The sequence below is a fragment of the Pradoshia sp. D12 genome (assembly GCF_008935075.1).
In the GTDB taxonomy this organism is placed as follows: Bacteria; Bacillota; Bacilli; order Bacillales; family Pradoshiaceae; genus Pradoshia.
The window spans coordinates 895,587-915,925 of sequence record NZ_CP044545.1 but is presented as its reverse complement, the minus strand read 5'-3'; the positions used below and the strand labels follow the sequence as shown (position 1 = coordinate 915,925).

Below are 20,339 nucleotides of genomic sequence, written 5' to 3'. Positions count from 1 at the left end.
ATCGAAAGAGAAAATATAAAAAAAGACGACACAACTGCACGGTTTCCCGTCCAAATGTGCCGCCTTCAGCAGTTAAAGCTTCAATACGTGTGTACCGTCAAAGAACATCAGATATCTTTCTGAAACTTCTCTTTTCAGGATTTGTTCAATCGCTCTTGTATATAGCTGAATCTGCTTTTCATATCTTTCTTTTAATACAGGCTCAGCTTCTTCAAATCCATTTTTAAATCGATCTGTTATCGCGTCTGTTTTATAGTCAAGCAGTACAAGCCCATTCTCATCTTCAAATAGGCAATCCACTATCCCCTGAACAAGAATGTTCTCGTCGCCATCCTGCCAATCCTGATACGCTTCATGTGCAGGAAGTGCCATTGTAAATGGAATTTCCTTGCGTATTTTATTTGCTTGCTGCAAGCGTTGACCCAATTCACTTTCAAAAAAGCTCAAAATCTGGTCAGTTCTTATCTCACTGACTTGTTCCTTCGTAGCGTATTCCTTCATCACCAAATACCCCAGTAACGTCTGAACAGACTCTTCCGTGACTGGCTTTGTAAAGTCCAAATGCTGCATTACTAAATGCATCATCGTTCCCTTTTCAGCAGGTGACATTGTTTTTTGCTGCATAAAAGCCGGTCTCTTTAAATTCATCCGTTTAAAGGTCGCCCGAACCAAATCAGTTGCACTATATTCATCCTTTGATTCATTTAATCGTTTCAATTCGGACACAGACTGCTTAGAACGCCCAGTTGTCGAGCTTTTAAATCGATAATCCCATTCCATTTGGTCCCTGACCCGTTCTTTAAACTCAGACTCTACCTCAATTGGTTCCATTTGTTCAATTGATTTAAATAATCGTTTACTTTCCATGTTTTCTTCCTCTGTAACTGATTGCAACGTATTCGATTTCCGGACATGTACCTGCCATTCTGATGGATGACTAGCAATCTCAGCAAGTGAATCACTGGCGATTGCCCCTTCTTTAAAGATACGATGCCTCACTAGAGACGGACCAATCCAATCCATATAGGAAGTGGCATTTGCCCTTGTATAATCAGGTAGAAGCCAGCCTTCTTTATTCTCGTAGGCAGACCACTTCTTAAACGATTTTTCAGCATCCGAGAGTGTTCCGATTAAGTACAGCTTCTCTTTTGCACGGGTTAACGCAACATACAGAACGCGCATCTCTTCCGCAATATTTTCAAGGAGCTGCTTCTTTTTAAAAGCAATCTGCGGTAAGGATGGATAGGTTATCCTTAACTCCGGATTCACATATCGAAATGCAAGGCCCAGATCCTTATCCACTAAATAGGAACGCTTTAGATCCATCTGATTAAACTTCTTAGACAAACCGCCCAAAATCACGACAGGGAATTCCAGTCCCTTACTCTTATGAATGGTCATAATCCGGACAACATCTTCCTGTTCACCGAGGGCACGTGCCGCACCCAAATCACTGCCCCTTTCTCTCATCCGATCGATAAAACGGAGAAAGCGGAATATTCCTCTGAATGAACTTTCCTCATATTGTCTGGCCCGGTTATATAGTGCCAATAAATTGGCCTGCCTTTGTTTGCCGCCAGGCATACCGCCAACAAAATCGTAATAGCCCGTGTCCCGGTAGAGCTGCCAAATTAAACTGGATAGTGCCCCCTCACGTGCCTGGTTTCTCCATTCGTGAAGATAATCAAAGAATCGCTTCACTTTTAAATAGACAGTCCCGTATTTTTCAAATGAACCATACTGGCAATAGGCCTTTAACGCATCATAGAATTGCCCCTTTGGCAGGGTAATCCGGATATCTGACAAGTTTTCTTCATCCAGCCCCACAATAGGAGAACGCAGCACGGATGCAAGCGGAATATCCTGATATGGATTATCAATAATTTGCAGGAGAGAGATCATAATAGCTACTTCTGTCGCCTCAAAGTATCCTGTTGAGAGATCGGCATAAACCGGGATACCCTGCGCTCTGAATTCATCCATAATTTGAGGAGCCCATGGCATGGAACGCAGCAAGATGACAATATCCCGATAGGTAATGTTTCGGTATGTTTTCGTTTTGGCATCATACACTTTACGGCGTTCATTAATCATTTGTTTAATTAATTCAGCCATTTGCCTAGCTTCTAACAGTACCGTTTCAAGATCTTCGTCTGCCTCGTCATCATCCTCAGATCCGTAACCAGCTCCTTCTGCCGATTTATCAATCAAATAAAGTTCCACCGGGTACTCTTCATCCTCAGGATAGGCTGCTCCTTTTTTCAATTCAGCGGGTTCATCATATTCTATTTCACCAACCGTTTTTCCCATCAATTGTTTAAATAAAAAGTTCGTACCTGCCAATACTTCACTTCGGCTGCGGAAATTTTTATTCAAATCAATCTTCATTCCGGTATCTGTCGGCTCTGTTAAAAATCTGCTGTATTTCCCCATGAAAAGATTAGGCTCAGCCAGGCGGAATCGATAGATAGATTGCTTAACATCCCCAACCATAAACATATTGCCGGTTGACTCACCGTCCTGTGTAACAAGCTGAAGGATTGTTTCCTGCACCATATTAGTATCCTGATATTCATCGACAAGTACCTCTTTGAATTTATCACGGTACTCCAACGCAACATCTGTTGGCTTTAATGTTCCATACTCATAAGTCCCAAGAATTTCTAACGCCATATGCTCCAAGTCGGAAAAATCAACAATCCCGCGTTCAAGCTTTTCTGCCAGGAATCGTTTTTGGAACGCTGTGACCAACCCGGCAAGCGTCACTACATACGGCTTCATATCTGATATATCCTTTAAAAAACTATCTGCTTTCCGGAAGAATAAATCGCTCGTAATTCCATTCAGCAATTTCTTAACATCATCTCTCATTTTCTTGGCTTGCTTTGCCAAGTCTTCATCACAGGTTCCCTTGCGAATCGTTTTTGCTTTTGCAAAGCTAACCGCTGAAAATGCATCTGCCATCGACTGCCAATCTGCTTCAAGCGACTCGGATAACTTGTTAATAAGCTCTTCATCTAATTTAAATGTTTCACCCAGGGCAGCTGGACCATCAGGTAGCAAGGTTAATTGATAGCCTTCATGGATCATTTCTTTAGCTGCAGCGAGGCGCATCATGATATCAAATTTCAAGACTGGATAAAATGGCAGATCCTCAATCCTGGTATGTTCCCCTATCTCATACATATCCGCAAGGCTTTCCAGCCATTCTTTAGGATTGGGATTTGATCTTGAAAAATCATCAAGCACTCGGATAATTTCGAGAATCGTACGATCACTGCGGTCATCCGTAAATGCATCGATAAGCCTGAAAAACGGCTCATTATCAGATATTCCATACTGTGTTTCCAATACTTCTTCAAGAATTTCATCTTTAATTAATTCGATTTCCGTTGAGTCCCCAATTCGGAATCCAGGATCAATGTCCAGCAAATAATAATGACTCCGGACTACATCCAAGCAGAAGGAATGAAGGGTTGAGATATTCGCCTTATTCAGCAAGCTGAGCTGCTTACGTAAATGTCTGGAGTCCGGATTCTTTTTAATTTCCTTCTCCAGCGCCTCCGCAATACGGTGGCGCATTTCAGCAGCTGAAGCATTGGTAAAGGTGGCTATCAATAAACGATCCACATCAAGAGGGTTATCCTCTGAAATAATCTTCCTGATAATCCTCTCAACCAGTACAGCTGTTTTACCACTTCCGGCCGCAGCCGCTACTAGAATATCATTTCCATCCGCAGTGATAGCTTTCCATTGGTCATCTGTCCATAAGGCATCTGCCGGTTTTACGGGAATTTGTTTACGGTTATTCATCATCTTCTTCCTCCTCCCGTATAGCCTCAAAGATTTCTTCTTTTTTAGCCGGTTTAAATACTCTGTACTCGTTGCTCTCAAGAGAAGGATCAAACTGGCAAACTGTTTTATAATTACAGAAGGTACATGGTAATTTATTTTGCAAACGATAAGGTTTGATATCAGCTACACCGCTCGTAATTGCATTACCCGTATCGGCATACATTCTCTTCACATGCCGGCTTAAAAGAGAGAACTCTCCTTCACTTGCGATTCGTGAAGCCGCCGTAAAATGCCCATCCTTCTTAAATCCAGCAGGTACAATCAGGGATTCCCCATTTTCCAAATCACTGTCCATCATTTTAACAACCTGGTCATCCCCTAAAAGCAATCCCTTCATCTTAAAGCTTTTAAAGACTTCACGTTCAATCTGGTCTAACGTATAAACTCCATTGTTTTTAATTAATGGATTGTGAACATGGAAATACAGGACACCTGCAGGCTTAGCCTGTTCCCCAACCAACAGTGGTGAGTGTGTGACCACGATATCGAGGTAAGTCAGCATTTGCAAGGCGATTCCATAATAGATTTCCGTGAAGTTTAAATCCTTCGAGCTCGATTTATAATCAATGATTCTCAAATAGGTTCCATCATCTGTCTTCGCCTGATCAATCCGATCAATTCGCCCAGCCAGTTCCATCTTTGTTCCATTTTTAAGCTCAAAGGTCAGAGGCGGCAAAGAACCTCTCCGGCCAAATCCAAGCTCTAGCCCAATCGGTGAAAATTGGCTGTTTTTCGCTTGTCCGCTTAAAGTGATTGAGGCTCTCGCCACAATTTGTTCCAGTTTCCTTTTTAAATAATGGAATCGATTGGAAGATAATAAGATTTCATTCTGCAGTTTCGGTGCCATTACCTCTACAGCCGTTCTGGCTAATTGGATACATTGCTCCCGTGATAAAGCTCCCCAGCTTGTCCCACGTTCGATAATTTGTTCCGTCATCCATTGCAGAGCACCATGGAACATTTCTCCGATATCAGGAGCTTCTAAACGGTAGATATCCCGTTCCCTAAGCTTTAAGCCGTGTGAGGAAAAATGCGCAAATGGGCAGCTATTGAATAGCTCCATTCTTGACACACTTCCCTGGATTGTATCTCCATACAATTCAACCGCTTTTTGGTCAGGGATTTTCTTCGCTTTATTTTGATACGAAAGCGCTGAAAGAACAAAGGCCGCCTGATCCTTCATCGGACCGTCTTTAACATATTCGTTATATACATCCCACCAAACAGGCGATACCGGATAATTCCTTTTTTTCTGTTGAAGCTGGCTTGCCAGGAATGACAGCGTTGCTCTCGTCTGAACCACATACTCCAGTTGCAGCTCATCACTCATTTCAGCCGGATCATGCACAAAGAAAGTTTCTTTCACCGAACCAAATAAATCCTTCACTCGTTTCATATAAGAGGAAGCCAATAATTGCTTTCCTTCGTCATCAGCCAGTGGATAAGAAAAATATACATAGTCGGATGCAAGCAGGAATGCCTTGTATGCAGCAAACTCTTCATCTAATAATTTGGTACTTGATGTCGGTGCCATCTTTATTCCGGTAGACTTCAGTGTTTCTCGATCCGTATCTGAAAGGATTCCCCCTTCACTTACTTTTGAAGGAATCACCCCTTCATTTAGGCCTGCTATGAAAGCAATCTTTACATTTTGAGGACGTGATAAATCCATATTGGTCACGACTACTTGGTCAAGGGAAGGTGGAATTAAGGAGAAGTTCAGTGTTTCAATCCCGCTTTCTAGGATTGCACCAAAATTCTTTAACGTAACCGGCCTGTCCCCAACAATTTCTACAAATTGATCCAACAAATCCATGACACCATTCCATGCCTGGTCGTGCTCGGTTGCATGGATGAGTCGGCCTTCCTGCTCATCGCTTCGAGCCATTTTTTCAAGCTTTTCCGGTATGTTAAGCTCATCTAAATACATATATAAAGCCTGAGCATAATCCGTTCCGGATGTTGCTTTTTTAAAACGATTTGCAAGTCGACGGATGGGCTCTGCCACTTGTTCCTTCGTTTCATTCAGCAACAATTCCATTTTCAATTCTTCATCTGTCTGGACACTGGCAACCAGTTCAAGACCGCGATTTCTTTTATACTTCCAGCCCTGCTTCTTACTCCAACGGTCACCATAATAGCCTCTGGATAATACATAATTTTCTAGCAGAGCAGCACTCTCACGCTCTTTTGGTATATAGGCATTCTTATCAAACAAAAGGTCTGTTTTTATAGCACGGAACATCGGTTCATAACGCCAATTATTCGTTAAGGCTTCAAGTGTAGAACGAATAAGCTCGATCAAAGGGTGATTAAGCATAGGTCTCTTTTGATCGATAAAGACAGGAATACCATAGTCCATAAAGACGGTTTCCACCACTTCAGCATATTCCTGGCTATTTCTCATTAACACAAAGATATCTCTGTATCGATATCCTTCCCTAACACTCTTTAGAATCTTACGTGCGATTCCTTCCACCTCAGCCCTTCTGTTACCAGCTGGGCAAAATTCAAAATTCGGCTCCTGATCATAAACTGGTGCCGGTCTGTTGGCAAACCATTTATCCAAATGCTGCATGGATTCATTTTGAATAAATCGATGCGGTTCCTTAAATAAACGATCCTCCTCCACCTTTACTCCGTTTTGGAGCGCAATCTGGTATAGATCAAAATAAGTTTCCCCTGTCATCCTGAATAAATGAAGTGGATCAGGCGCCCATTCTTTAAAGGGCTGATCTAATGTCAACGAAACCGTCACATTCCTACAGTGTTGCATTAGAGCTGCCATAATGCCGTATTCCTGGGCTGTAAAGCTGTAAAATCCATCTATATAAATTTCAGCATCGCGAAGGTAAGCTGATTCAGGCATCTTTTCTACTAATAAAGTAAAGTAATCCTCTGAATCCACGTACTGACCCTCTAATTCACGCTCAAATCCATTGTATAAAAGGGATAGATCATCAAGCTTTGATCGTAAAATCGGTGATACCTTTCCATCTGATTGGTTTAGCATTTCCTCAGGAGTCAGGCAATATCGCTTACATTCCTTCAGTAAATCACTCAGCTGGGTAATAAAGCCCTGCTTATCACTGGAACGTTGAAAGGTCTTTAACTCGTCCTTATTTTCCTCCATGATTTTGCGAATCACCATGTTGACACCGACATTATTTAAATGCCGTCTGCCCATACCGCCTGTTTCCTGCAAAACCTTCCATGCCAGACGGCTGAAGCTAAACACTTGAGCACGTATCATCCCGCCCAGATTAGGCGTATTAATTAATTCCAGCTCAGCCTGAAAAGTCATCTGATCTGGAACAATATATATAATCGAAGAACCTTCCGGATCACTCTCCAGCTTGGTCCTAATGTCATTTAAAATAGTCTCTGTCTTACCTGTACCTGTTTTTCCAATATAAAATTGCAAAGACATTAAATGTGCCTCCCCCCTTTATATCTATCTCTCTATTTTATCATAATTAATGGCGTTTTCTCCTCAATTGACTCTATATCCCAGCATTGTAAAAAATGGTTTATTTCAATGGTGAATAGAAGATTCGTTTTTGTTATATCACAGGAAACGAGAGAAAGAGGAGAAGTCAAAATAGGCACTAATATGAAAATGACAATCGGCAAGTGGAAAACTTTCACTGCAAAAATAAAACAATGACCATCTGGATTGTGATCATTGTTTTGGTTAGTTTCTTTATTGAATTCTAAGCCACTATTAATTAGCGATATATGGATAAAAGGGTTGTCATTTAATGAAATACTTTAGACCATTTTAAGTTTTAAATGATGTACGACTTTAGAAGTATCTACTGTTACTTACATACGTTGGGATATCTCACTTTATATTTGTTTCTTATTAGGCGCTATCCTTACTTTAAACTTTTCAAAAAAACGAAAACAGATGACTAAAATTACTCACCAAATGTTTTTCTAAATCCATAAAAAGGTCTGTAACCAATTTGGTTATAAAAGGATTGAGATTCACTGCTTGCCAGCATCTCTATTCTCGTAGAGGGATACAATCCATGTACAAACTTTAGCAGATACTGACCAATCCCTAGCCCCCGGTATCTTTTGTCGATTAAAAGTTCGCAAATATAGAGAGTGACATGTTTATCAGTAAAGCCCCTTATATATCCGATAACTTCCTCTTTTGAAAGTACAACAAATGCTATATTAGAATTGTTCCAGGCTTGCTTTGTTTTATCTTTCCCCGCAACCAAGTTTGTCCATTGTTCTTCCGCATTCAGCTTATTTACAGAAACAAAGTCTTGCTCACTATATTTGCGGATTTGTATGGGCTGCCCATGCTCTATGTGAATCATGATATCCCCCAATGCCTTTTTTATCGTTACTCCTAATGATTAGTATCCCTATCTAATGTGACCTTTTCTCTCAGAATAACCTTGAATCTTTCTGGTTCATCCACTCGAATCGCAACTTGTTCATATTCTTTCTTTATGCCCATTATGAGAGTGGCTTGAACGGGGTGTTTTAATTTTAAAATAACATTTGGATAAACTTCTTCTAAATCTCGGTAAATGAATTCAATCGTCTTTTCAGTAACCTTTTGCTTAAGTTGTTCTTGTTCATCAATTATGGATTCAATATCTGTCCACTTTATTTCCATACGTTTCATTAATCCAAGAGATATATACATATGGTCCTCCGTAATCTTTAAGGGATTCAAACGGACAGCCTGTATATCTGCCACAAATAGAATGACCGAGTATAAATTTAGAAGGAGTAAGATCATGGACAATAGAAAATATTTTTCATGCAGCCACCAATGAATTGCTGCTGTTTCAAAAACAATCGCGTGAATCAACATCACTTGGAAAGCAATATAGCTTGATTTTTGATGCAAGGTATATTGATTTTCGCTCAGCTTCATCTTTTTGTTCCAGCTTGCAAAAGCATAATAAAGAATCAGCATTTCTGAACAAATCATTTGAATAATAACAGGCGTTTTTTTCATTTTTTGCTCAACGGCATTCGAGAATGAATAGTGGACTATTTTTAACAGCACGGATAATGTACGGCATATATTTGAACAATGAGACGATGAGCAGCACTTCAAAACATACTAATAAACCCTCAATCAGAAAGCCGACCCAAGTGATTGATTCAAATGGCGCCAAATATTCCATTGGAATTAGGAAGCGGACTAAAACGAGACCGCTGGCCGCCAATAAAATCATATTTTTCCATCCCCAGCTTCTCTTCCATGCCATAAATAAAACCGGCAAAACCAATGCCAAATCAATTATGGAGCCTACCACTGCACCATTTGGATTGTATTGTAAAATTTCAACTCCAAACGCTGTACGATATAAACAAACATTAGAGATTAGAACAAGCAGAAACAGCATAATCAATAAAAACTCTCGATATAAGAATCTTTTCACAATCACCATTTTCACACCTTTCTCCGAAACAATTCGACTTTTTTCTGTCTATATGTGTTAAAAAATAAGGCTGTTTTCGTATAGATTGTTGCTTTCTTGCCCATACTTTTAAAGGTTATAATGGGGTTTAGGGAGGCGTTCGGATATGTGGACAGATGTGTATGAAGACTTCAGCGAATTAACTAAATCAGAGCAAATGGCGTTGTTTAACGCTATGAAGCAGGACTTGTTTCCAGATGAACCAGATAAAATTACGAGACTACTTAAAAGCATTCGTGAAGCCCGATTTGCGTCTGGTTTGGGTTGTGTTCATTGTGGTAGCACATCGGTTAAACGAAACGGTAAATATCGTTCAAGACAACGCTATCTATGTAATGATTGCGGAAAATCTTTCAATGATATGACGAATACGCCATTTTCAGGCTCTCGCTACCCCGAAAAATGGGTGAAATACATTGAACTAATGGTAGAAGGATACACCCTACCAAAAATCGCTGAAAAACTTCATATACACATCTCTACTGCATTCTATTGGAGACATAAAATCTTGAACGCATTAGGAAGTCTTGGATTTAATCAATTGCAAGGTATCGTTGAGAGTGACGAAACCTTCTTTCGTGAGTCTATGAAAGGTAACGAAATCACCCATAGAAAACCCAAGAAGCGTGGAGAAAAAGACGAAAAAAGAGGGGTTTCTAACCTTAAAATTGCTGTTGTTGTTGCACAAGACCGTAATGGTAGTGTAATTGCTCGTAAAGCAGGAACAGGGCGTGTAAAAGCCGAAGAAATTGACGCTGTGATAGGTGAGTATATTCACCCGTCTGCTTTGTTATGTACAGATACCGCAACCAATTATAAAAAGTTTGCAAAGGTAAAGGGATTACAGCACGAAACGGTCAATGAGCGACAAAAACAGCGTGTAAAGAAAGGCATATACCACATTCAGCACGTCAATAACTTTCATAATCGCCTAAAAATTTGGATGGAACGTTTTCAAGGTGTTGCAACGAAATATCTGGACAACTATCTCTATTGGTTCCGATGGCTTGAAATTGGCAAAAAAATAGCACTTGATGAACGAGTCAATCAAATGCTTATTTCTGCCTGTCAGAAATCTGATAAAACAACTGTAAATACATTAAGAGGGATAATGTAACTTCAATTTTTATTAAGTTTCTGTACCGAACGTGAAGGAATAAACCTATTGCACTTGTAATATTCAGTATCCCTGAATGAGGTATTAAAAAACAGCCATTCCTATGTCGGAACGACTGTATTTCTTATTCAGTTAAAGCTGGCTTTAACTCAATTTTTCAGGATTTAAAGCGTAAAGTTCTATAAAGCCACAGTTAGAACAAACATAGCAAGGAGAGACCTCACTCATAGTTTTTGAGTTCGCCTTCTCTGTTGATTTATAAACCCTGATTGGGTAGCTATCTAATTTAGCTTCAACCATTGCCGACTCGCATTTAATACATTTTTCCCTCATAATTCTCAACCTCCTATTATTTACTCACCTATTTCATTTATATTATAATATACCATAAAAAGAAAATAATTCCTTTTTGTACCTAAAAGCAACAATCTATACGAAAAGAGCCAAAAATAAAAATATCAATCACTTCGCCTACAACAATCTCATTCGACAAATTCCACTTTTTCCCTGCACAATTTCTTTTTCAAAAGCAAGAAAAAGACGGCAATCATTAGCTTGCCGTCTCTTCAGCCTTTATTTGATTTATTTTAGGTGATCTACTCTCCACAATCCAACCTATCCAATTCTTCATAAAGGTCTTCACGTACTTCTTCTGCTTCTTTCTTTTTTACATATAGTAGTTGAAGTGCTTCTACCGCTGTCTCCTTCTCCATATCACGAATGATTTCTGATAAGCGATGTTCCACTTTATCAATTTTTTTCTCCAGTGATTCGTAAGTCTCATTCGAAATTACATGGTGTACAAGCTTCACATTACTCTGACTCTGAGTCACCAATTGACTTGCTTGCTTTACTTGTAACATATCTGCAAGCATATGCTCTCTCGCCCAAGAGTAATTTCCTAAATAAACCTGTAATATTCGATTTTGTAGCCAATATGTTTTTTGAAATAGCTTATTCAGCAAGTATCGATCATGGCTGACCACAATAATGGTCCCCGAAAATTCACTTAATGCTTCTTCCAGCACTTCTCTCGAATCAATATCCAAATGATTCGTTGGTTCATCCAGTATCAATAAATTAATATCCTGGTACATTAGCTGAGCGAGTCGTAATCTCATACGCTCACCCCCGCTTAATTTTTCTACCTTTTGAAAGACTTGAAAACCATAGAAAAGGAACCGGGCCAGAATATGACGGGCTTCCCCTTCTGTAACATGGACCTCTTGGCGGAAGGCCTCCAAAACGGTCATGTCTTTTCCTTCTTGAAATAGCTGTTGAGACAAGTATCCAATCTTCACATTGCTGCCCAGTTTGACCTCTCCAACGTCAGGTGTAAACTCATTCAGAACCAGTTTAAGAATGGTTGATTTCCCGGTGCCGTTAGCACCAACAATCGCAATTCGTTCACCGTATTGAACAAGCAGGTTCATATTCTCAAACAGTGTTTGCGTACCAAATCGCTTCGTAATTCCATGAAGCTGCAGGACATCTTTACCGCTTCGCTCAGATTGGTCGAAGTCTAGATCCATTTTACGTCTTTCTAAAATGGGCCGTTTAATTTTCTCCATTCTCTCTAAGGCACGTTCCATATTGCGGGCACGTTTATGCAATCCTTCACTCGGTGGATTCGCCTGATTGGCCCATTCCCGCAATCGTTTTATCGCTTCCTTCATTTTTTTGATTTTCTTCTGCTGTTCCTTATATTGATTAAATTCTTCCAAAAGCCGCTTTTCTTTTGCTTGCACGAATTCAGAGTAGTTTCCTTCGTATACGAATACCTCTCCATCGTCCAAATCTAAAATCCTCTTAACTGTTCGATCCAGGAAAAATCGATCATGCGAGACAATCAGAACTGTCCCATCATAGTCTTCGAGGAATCCTTCAAGCCATTCAACTGCACCAATATCCAGGTGATTGGTTGGTTCATCCAACAATAGGAGATCTGGCTTTTGCAGAAGCAGCACTCCTAAACAAACTTTTGTTTTCTCACCTCCGCTTAAGGAAACAAAACGTTTATCGAGCATCAAATCGAGCATCAGCCCATTGGCTATCTTCATAATCGTGCTATCCATCTCATAGCCACCAAGCCGTTCAAACTGCTCCTGAACTTCTCCATACTGTTCTATACTGCGAGCCAATGAGCTATCATTGGTCTCAGTAGCCATACTATGTTCTAATTTATCCAGTCTCTCCTTCAGCTCAATCATATGGCCAAAAGCAGATTGCAAGCATTCATATACCGTGATGCCGTCAGTAAAGTCAGGGATTTGTGACAGCAAGCCTATTGCTGCACCCTTTTTAATGTGAATAGCCCCCTCATCAATTGTTTCGACGCCTGCTATCATTTTTAGAATTGTTGATTTCCCACAGCCATTCCGACCGACGAATCCAACTCGTTCTCCTTCCTTGATCTCAAACGTAATATTTTCAAATAGCTTTGTTCCGCCATAGTTTTTTTCAATTTGCTGTACACTGCATACAATCATGTGTATGAACCCCTCTCATGCTCATACCCTGTACATGAAAAAAAGCCATAGGAAAGTCGATATAAGACTTCCCCATGGCTTTTGAATTCCTATTTTATCAAGGGTATAGAGACTTATTATCGTTCTTTTTCATATGAAATTTCCTGAAAAGGGCAGACTACCCCCTTGGCGAAATTGCACATGAAAAATGGCACGGATCAATGACAAGTTTTCAAGCCATTGCAAACATACCTTCACAGAACGATTCATCTCTACACCTCCTTTAATGGAATAATTTAGTTATAATTATAAACTTTCAGTCAACTATTAACAACTGCTTTTTTCACTCTTCACAGATATCCTTCCATTCTACGAATGGTCCTTCTGTTCCACCCGATTCAAACGGATTTCTACTTGTTTGCCTACTAGCCATAAAAGGAAAATGACGATACCAACAATAATACTTTTTACTGGTTCGCGAATTAAAGACATAATGTCATGGCCAATATAACTAATAGTAAAGATCATGACCAATTTCCCTGCAAAGACAGCAAGCATATATTGTTTTGGACTAATGTCAGATAATCCGCAAACTATATTTACGATCGCGGAAGGAGTGAATGGGAAACAAAGCAAGATAAACAACGGGCCAAATCCATGATGATTGATCCAGAGCATCGCTTTTTGCACAGCCGAATGTCTATGTAAAAATGAAAGGGCTTTTTTCTTTCCATATTTTCTGGACAAATAAAACACAACCATCGCACCAGCGACAGCACCTGTCCAGGAGAGAAGAAATCCAATCCATAAGCCAAAAGCATTGGCATTAGCCGTCACAAAAACAAACAAAGGCAAAAAAGGAAGGAACGCTTCAACAAACGGGAGCAACAATCCCGGAATGGGACCTAAGTTTCTATAATCACTTATTAATTCGGCTAAATGCTCCAATGTTAGCCATTCTGTTAACCAATTAAGATCCATAGTCTCTCCTCACAAACAAATAACAAATTCAGTCCATACTATATAAATATCCCCATATACATTAGATTGAAACAATCCTTACCCCTATTATATCAGATTGCTGTAAGGAGAGAATTAGTTAGAAAATAAACTTGTCAAAAATGTGAAAAGCGATTATTCTATATAGGAACATACGTTCGTTTTTTTTTTACAGACATTGAAAGGACGCGATTTACATGACCCGCATCCCTACAGAAGAGCGCAATATAATGGAAAAAGCGATCTATCTACCCATGGTCCTCACCGTACTTGCCCGAGACCTTCAAGTGGTAAAAGCATCGCCCCTTAAATTAAAACAACCATACATATTATTAATTGATGAAACCATGAAACAGGTCCAAGCAGAATTGAAGCAAGCAAGCCACTATATGAGGACACATCAACTCAAAGTGGAAGAAACAAAAAGAGACGAATCATTCACCTCCTTTTTATTTCTGTATAAAGGCTATGAGGAATACCATAATTATTTCAATCCCCGTATTCGAAATAAAGTACAGGAATTACTGGAGTATTATTTTTTGAAGCAGTGGACTGACCAACTGAAAAATTAACAGCAATAAGTTTCATCGACCTTCCTTATAACTATTTGATGAATGCATTAAACCATGCTTTGCTTGGAAATCCGAATTCCTATCATTAACTTGCATGGCGTTATATAAATAATGTGTCTTTCGCTCCGTCTCTGCTAAGGTTTGAAGCAGCTTCGACTTCAGCATTGCAGTTCTGAGCATCTGGTTTTCAATGATACTATATGAAACTGGAACAACGATAGATTGCTTATTATGAAAATTAATTTGGGTTTTAGTCGCGTCAATCTTAACTCTGGATACAATGTGTTCATAAGAAAGCCAAATACATGATTCTTTTGCAGGAGATGTAGTAGGAAAAAAGAATAATCGATTAGCCGCTTCTAACGATATCGGCACTTTATGCGAGATACCGAGGAGCTTTTTCGTCGACTGGCACCTCCCAGGATAATCAGCCCCAAAATAATCACAGCTGGATTTTACTACTTCCGATGGCCTAAAAGGTACTAAAATTTCTTCATCAAATTCAATCACTTTAGAATACGTTTTCGATCCGTATTCTACTGGAACAACAGCAAATGTAAATGGACTTATTTCGTAATCCTCTCTCCTGGTAATCACGTTCTTTTCCATAGCTTCCTCCTTATAAATCCTGCAATTAAACTACAATTTCAATATAACATAATATTTTAAAATAATTGGTTTATTCACCAAAATTTCAATTTTAACCCAGAACCCCCATGATTGTTACGGTTAATTCATTTTATATTCTGGGTATATGATAAATAACTATTTCAAACTACCAAAGTAAATTTTCTGAATAATTTAAATATTTAGTTGATTTTTCTTTTCATCTGACTTATAATAAAAAAAAGCAACGGGGGGATATCCATGAATCACGAAAAAGCAAATACAGATATCGTAAAAGCTGTTGATGTGACTGTTGACCAGGGGACCATGGAAGATCTACTGATGGATATGATGATTTACGAAGCTCAACTAACCCATGCACATAGGAAACTGAAAGAAGAAATCGATCATGCCTTGGACAATAAGGACAAAGAAGCATTTATGAAACTTTCCGCCGAGCTAATTGAATTGGAGAAAAACTTTGGGAATTAATTCAAACAACTTGTAACGAATAAATACGGTGTATAAACAAAATCACAGAGCGAGGATCATTTAATCCCGCCCTGTGATTTTCTTGTTTTCACTCTTTAATCACGGTATTTCCCTAAATAAAATGAAAACGTTGACAGTATTTAATCAAATACTTTGAAAATGTTAGGGTCGAATCCAAACGTTCCTTGTTTGAACTATATAAAGTCTCCTTATCAGTTGTGCGAGCAAGAACAGCTTCATTAATAATCTGATGATACTCTTTTGGCATATGGCTTAAACCATATCTCCCTGCCCCTGTCTTGGAAATGATATCGTCTTCCGCTAACGTATAGTATTGACAAAGCAGCCCAAGAACTGTCCATTCTATTTCCTCCCGTATATCGTGAGCAGGCATGTTCAGCAATTCATCGAATGAGGATTCCAACCACTGAACTCGATCGCCCCAGTATGTATTCATATTCGCGAATACATAGGATTGTAATTGTTTCGAGCGGAATTCCAGTTCAAAATCCGAGGAAGCAGGCCCAAGAACAGTAATTCCTTTTTTAGCAAAAAGTGTCCATGTCACAGGATTGAAATTAAAATAGGGGCCAAAGCTTAAATTTCCGCTATTATAATAAAAATGATTTTGATGATTATTGTTCACTTTCCCTAAGTCTCCCCAAGTAATATAGACACCGTCCATCTCTGGAGTCTTATATTTTTGAGCGATCATTCTATGAATCTTTGAGAGAATACCAGCTTCATCTTCTGTGAAATGCCGACTTGTGACAGAAATAAAATCGATATCACTTTTACCTTTTTCAAAGGCATCCAGTGCAATGGAGCCATGTAAATACAAGCCCTCCAACTCATTTGGCAGATATTCATTGAATAATCCTTCGTATTCATTCAAAATAGTTTCTACGATTTTTGGTATTTTCAACATACCTATCCCTCTATTACTATAGTTAGTATAATTCTATTGTCATAAACACACTGTTCGGGTTCTCTTTGTAATCTGCAAACGGCTTACAATATTGAAATCCAACACTCTCTAAAGCCTTTGGGCTGGTTTAAAGGCAGCCATTGATCCGGTTTCCAGACTTAGTTTCTTATAGTTACGTTCCTTCGCTATATTGATAATGTCCTCTAGCAGCTTTCTAGCTACCCCTTTTCTTAAATGATTCAGTGAAGTTTTCATCGATTTAATCTCTCCATGAGTCATATCAAGTTCTTTCAGGGCCCCACAGCCAACTAACTCCTCATTCTCCCAGACACTCCAAACCGTGATATTTGTTTTTTTCAACTCTTCCAGATTTAAAGCATGTATACTCTCAGGTGGAGAATGCTCGGCCATACTGTAAAGATGGCTACTAATTAAAGCAGCCACTTCAGTTCCTCTTAAATCATCCAATTTAATCTTCATTCAATCATCCCTCACCTTTGACGCCCCAAAAAGAATATACAAATCTTTAATTTATGTCTCCTAAATAGACGGGAACCTTATCACCTTTGTGATAGTTGATTACCTGTTTTCTCATTGCTTGAGGATAGAGTCTGTATGCTAATAAATCACTTAACGGCAGCCATTCTACTCCGATTTGTCCCTCATCAGGATTTAGTCCATTTTGAATCACTGTATTCCTTCCTTTAATCGTACATAAAAACATATATTCAATTTGATGGGTTTCCATATCAAAAGCAGCATGTTCATGATTTTGTCCGATATATTCACGAATCAGGATTAAATCACCAATTTCAACCTCCTGTCCTATTTCTTCTATACATTCTCTTATTAACGCTTGATGAAAGGTTTCTCCATGCTCTTGCCCGCCACCAGGCAATATATAATAGACACCTTCCTGATCTTCTTTTTTTATCGCAAGTAATTGATCATCCTGAATAATAATGGCTTTAGCAGAATTTCGAATCGGCATCATCGTTCATCCCTTTATCTATGTATTTTAAATTACAAAAAGAGCTGAAAATCCAGCTCATATGGTTATTGATTTGGAATTGAGTCAGCGTTCATATATCGTTCACTGATGATACTGCGATGATGTAATTCATGCCCGGCAATGATAACAGCCAGAGCCCGAACCGTTATATCGCAATCATTAGCTGTGCCTCGGCGCAGCCACTCTTCACTGCGGAGACTTTTTAATAATATAATCGTTGACTGACGGACGATAGAAAAGTTTTGTAGGAGCTCTTCTACTGTTTGTTTTGTAAAGGATGCTTGCTGAACATATTCTTCTTCATTAAAACCTGGCAAGTTTCTGCGTTCTCCTCGCGCGATTGCAAGAAGCCTGTATGCCATGATTCTCTCTGTATCAATCATATGCCCAATAACTTCCTTGATACTCCATTTTCCTTCGGCATAACGGAATTCCGCCTGAGTATCAGTTGTTTTTTCCAGATTGGCAATCGTCTGTTTTATTTGTTCGGATAAAATTTGGATCAAATCACCTTCCGGAACTAATTCTACATATGGTTGATAATAAGGAGCATATTCATTTTGTTTTAATTGTTTTCGCATATTCCCTCTCCTTTTATGTATTTCCTCTATTTATTCCACCTTCATTGCTTAAATTCCTTTATTGCACGATAGCAAAAACAGAGCCACTCCGTCTAACGAAGGGCTCTTCATTTTATTCATTATAACTTTTTATTTTTTATACTTCTCTGCCATTTCAATCCGTTCAAGCATGGTTGGATGACTGTTCCGGAATATTTTAATCAGTAAAGGCGGATTCACTTGGCTTAGCCCCTTTTCAGAAAGTTTCTGAAAGGAGGAAATAGCTGCTTCAGGATTATCGGTCATGTTTAATGCATAGGTGTCTGCTCTTGTTTCCTGCACACGGGATACATAATTTGTAACGGGACTTGCTGCGAACAACAGAATGGACGTAATCAGTAAAAAGAGCGGCAATGACCGAATATCACTCATGGATTCTAAGTGATACAATTCCCCTCTGTTCCGTATGGCTCTTTTCATCCATTTATCTGTCAGCCATAAACCAACCAACATGAGAACCAAATACCCGGCAATACCGAGGTATATATGTTTTTCCACATAATGAGCCATTTCATGAGCCATGATAAATAAAATCTCATCATCCTCTAGGCTGTTCAATGTGGTGTCCCAGAGTACAATTCTGGAATTTGAGCCAACCCCTGTTACATAAGCATTTAAAGAATTGGTTTTCTCTGACATATTTACTTCATACACATGCTCAGCCGGAATATTGGCTTTTGCTGCCAAATCAAGGATTTGTTCTTCCAATACTTTATCTTTCAGCGGGTAAAAATCATTGTAAAGCGGATCGATGACAACCGGCTGAATAAACATGACGAATATCGTGAATGGAATGCATAAAAGCCAGCTATACAGCCACCAGCGAGCGGGACTTTTCCGAATGAGCCAATACAAGACAAGAACAACAATTAAAGTCATTCCTAGATCCACCCAAAACTCAATAAAATTATCCTTCATCCAGGAGGAAAAAACCTGAGAGGATATGCCATAGGCAAGCGATATTTTATATCGAATGTATGAAAGCGGCAGGAAGACAATAAATAAAAGGAGTGAAAGCCAAAAGACATAGGCGCTAATTTGAACGGAACGTCTTTTCCAGGATTGCTTCCCCCATTTCTCTAGCCCTTTGGACAATCCAGATATCAGAACAATCGCATAGAATAGCCACTCAAGCGGTGTACTGATAAAAAAGAAAAAGTTTCGTATTTTAGAATACGTTTCACTCTTTTCTAACAATTCCTTATTCATAAACGTAGAGGGATCTGCATTGGTTCCCCTCATCGATTCAGGAATAGCTGTATTGGCACCATGAAAAAGATAAACATATATCGCCAATGCATAAATTAGAAAAAGGCCTAATATGATTAAAATCCATTTTCTCCGCAAATATACCCCTCCTCAAACATTCCATCTATATAGTTTACCGGCATTTGTACAAGTTAGAACCTTAATTCATTCTTTCTCCATACGACACAAAATAGACACTCATTTCTCACAAGTTTCCAACAACTTTACCATAACCACTATCTATATAATGGTAAAATAGGGGAGGAATAACAAACAGAGGGGAACTGTTAAACGATATGAAAAAGTTATATATAGGTTTTACTATCTTATTAATTTTAAGTATCGGTGCTGGTATATACTACTTCACTGGTTATAGGCAGTCACAAATGGAGTTTCCTAATGAAGTTACAATGGAATCCACTACCGGTACGGATTATTCATTCAAGGAAATTCCACAAAAAATACGCCTATTGGAATTTATGTATACAAACTGTCCTGATGTCTGTCCAAATACAACCTATCAAATGGTCGATATACGCGATCGGCTTGTGAAAGACGGTCTGTTTGGCGATAAAGTCGAATTCCTGACAGTCACAATTGATCCAGCTCGGGATACACTCCCGATTATGAAAGAGTACGGTGAGACCTTTAAAACAACTGCTGCAGACGGATGGTATGTATTGCGTGGAGATGCAGAGGATACAAGAAAGCTCGCAGATGCATTCCGTTTCCAATATAAAGACCCCGGTTCAGGATTCCTAATCCACACAAATGCCACTTATCTTATTAATGAAAAAAACCGTGTCATTGAAGTATTTGGAATGGGAGAAAAGGATTTTGACCGAGAAGAAGTTTACAAGAAAATTGTTAAGAATGCTGAAAAGATGTAGCTGATTCCAGAAGATTTGTATATAAAGGTGTAGGCAAAAAAAGACAGCTTTTTTAATTATCAAACCAATCAACCTT

At 39.0% G+C, this 20,339-nt stretch carries 17 protein-coding genes and 1 pseudogene; 4 read left to right on the top strand and 14 right to left on the bottom strand.

What is annotated here, in order from left to right:
- Positions 1–72 precede the first annotated feature (72 nt).
- The 5 genes from addA to F7984_RS19275 all read right to left on the bottom strand — a co-directional run bounded on the left by addA (position 73) and on the right by F7984_RS19275 (position 9,278).
- On the bottom strand, positions 73–3,813 hold the full coding sequence (addA, locus tag F7984_RS04485) for a helicase-exonuclease AddAB subunit AddA (RefSeq protein ID WP_066102393.1): 3,741 nt from the start codon (positions 3,811–3,813) through the stop codon (positions 73–75).
- The gene (gene addB / locus F7984_RS04480) at positions 3,806–7,285 is read right to left on the bottom strand and encodes a helicase-exonuclease AddAB subunit AddB (protein ID WP_066101660.1); all 3,480 of its coding nucleotides are present in this window, start codon (positions 7,283–7,285) and stop codon (positions 3,806–3,808) included. Before addB ends, addA begins: the two co-directional genes overlap by 8 nt.
- Before the next feature lie 490 nt (positions 7,286–7,775).
- Positions 7,776–8,189 carry a GNAT family N-acetyltransferase gene (locus F7984_RS04475; protein ID WP_066101664.1) on the bottom strand — a complete coding sequence of 138 codons (414 nt, stop codon included), beginning with the start codon at positions 8,187–8,189 and terminating at the stop codon, positions 7,776–7,778.
- A gap of 32 nt (positions 8,190–8,221) precedes the next feature.
- The gene (locus tag F7984_RS19280; protein WP_225983660.1) at positions 8,222–8,893 is read right to left on the bottom strand and encodes a hypothetical protein; all 672 of its coding nucleotides are present in this window, start codon (positions 8,891–8,893) and stop codon (positions 8,222–8,224) included.
- Positions 8,850–9,278 (bottom strand): hypothetical protein, encoded by a 429-nt coding sequence (locus F7984_RS19275; protein ID WP_225983659.1) that lies wholly within the window; start codon positions 9,276–9,278, stop codon positions 8,850–8,852. The genes F7984_RS19280 and F7984_RS19275 overlap by 44 nt, the downstream gene beginning before the upstream one ends.
- Before the next feature lie 139 nt (positions 9,279–9,417).
- On the opposite strand from F7984_RS19275, the gene F7984_RS04465 reads away from it, so the two are divergent.
- Complete coding sequence (locus F7984_RS04465) at positions 9,418–10,428, top strand: IS1595 family transposase (protein WP_066101667.1); 1,011 nt, start codon at positions 9,418–9,420, stop codon at positions 10,426–10,428.
- A gap of 596 nt (positions 10,429–11,024) precedes the next feature.
- Here F7984_RS04465 and abc-f read toward each other — a convergent pair.
- The 3 genes from abc-f to F7984_RS04455 all read right to left on the bottom strand — a co-directional run bounded on the left by abc-f (position 11,025) and on the right by F7984_RS04455 (position 13,877).
- Positions 11,025–12,917 (bottom strand): ribosomal protection-like ABC-F family protein, encoded by a 1,893-nt coding sequence (abc-f, locus tag F7984_RS04460; RefSeq protein WP_066101673.1) that lies wholly within the window; start codon positions 12,915–12,917, stop codon positions 11,025–11,027.
- A gap of 129 nt (positions 12,918–13,046) precedes the next feature.
- Positions 13,047–13,166 carry an RAxF-45 family protein gene (locus F7984_RS19675; RefSeq protein ID WP_368072416.1) on the bottom strand — a complete coding sequence of 40 codons (120 nt, stop codon included), beginning with the start codon at positions 13,164–13,166 and terminating at the stop codon, positions 13,047–13,049.
- Positions 13,167–13,265: 99 nt separating this feature from the next.
- Positions 13,266–13,877 (bottom strand): TVP38/TMEM64 family protein, encoded by a 612-nt coding sequence (locus F7984_RS04455; protein ID WP_066101678.1) that lies wholly within the window; start codon positions 13,875–13,877, stop codon positions 13,266–13,268.
- 215 nt (positions 13,878–14,092) lie between these two features.
- Between F7984_RS04455 and F7984_RS04450 the strand changes: the two genes are divergently transcribed.
- Entirely contained in the window at positions 14,093–14,467 is a 375-nt protein-coding gene (locus F7984_RS04450) for a YhjD family protein (protein WP_066101681.1), read from the top strand.
- A 12-nt stretch (positions 14,468–14,479) separates the two neighbouring features.
- Here F7984_RS04450 and F7984_RS04445 read toward each other — a convergent pair whose 3' ends face one another.
- Positions 14,480–15,076, bottom strand: coding sequence for a competence protein ComK (locus F7984_RS04445; RefSeq protein WP_140461141.1), 597 nt, complete (start codon positions 15,074–15,076; stop codon positions 14,480–14,482).
- 258 nt (positions 15,077–15,334) lie between these two features.
- Here F7984_RS04445 and F7984_RS04440 point away from each other — a divergent pair, with 258 nt between their 5' ends.
- Positions 15,335–15,565 (top strand): IDEAL domain-containing protein, encoded by a 231-nt coding sequence (locus F7984_RS04440; protein WP_066101689.1) that lies wholly within the window; start codon positions 15,335–15,337, stop codon positions 15,563–15,565.
- 112 nt (positions 15,566–15,677) lie between these two features.
- Here F7984_RS04440 and F7984_RS04435 read toward each other — a convergent pair whose 3' ends face one another.
- The 5 genes and pseudogenes from F7984_RS04435 to F7984_RS04415 all read right to left on the bottom strand — a co-directional run bounded on the left by F7984_RS04435 (position 15,678) and on the right by F7984_RS04415 (position 19,472).
- Positions 15,678–16,493 carry an aminoglycoside adenylyltransferase domain-containing protein gene (locus F7984_RS04435; protein WP_140461140.1) on the bottom strand — a complete coding sequence of 272 codons (816 nt, stop codon included), beginning with the start codon at positions 16,491–16,493 and terminating at the stop codon, positions 15,678–15,680.
- Between the two features lie 22 nt (positions 16,494–16,515).
- Positions 16,516–16,973: pseudogene (locus tag F7984_RS04430) on the bottom strand (GNAT family N-acetyltransferase).
- Between the two features lie 46 nt (positions 16,974–17,019).
- Complete coding sequence (locus tag F7984_RS04425) at positions 17,020–17,484, bottom strand: NUDIX domain-containing protein (RefSeq protein ID WP_308810514.1); 465 nt, start codon at positions 17,482–17,484, stop codon at positions 17,020–17,022.
- Between the two features lie 65 nt (positions 17,485–17,549).
- Entirely contained in the window at positions 17,550–18,086 is a 537-nt protein-coding gene (locus F7984_RS04420) for a DinB family protein (protein WP_066101702.1), read from the bottom strand.
- Positions 18,087–18,215: 129 nt separating this feature from the next.
- Complete coding sequence (locus tag F7984_RS04415; RefSeq protein ID WP_066101703.1) at positions 18,216–19,472, bottom strand: M48 family metallopeptidase; 1,257 nt, start codon at positions 19,470–19,472, stop codon at positions 18,216–18,218.
- A gap of 197 nt (positions 19,473–19,669) precedes the next feature.
- On the opposite strand from F7984_RS04415, the gene F7984_RS04410 reads away from it, so the two are divergent.
- Positions 19,670–20,263, top strand: coding sequence for an SCO family protein (locus F7984_RS04410; RefSeq protein WP_139891472.1), 594 nt, complete (start codon positions 19,670–19,672; stop codon positions 20,261–20,263).
- The last annotated feature ends 76 nt before the right edge of the window (positions 20,264–20,339 follow it).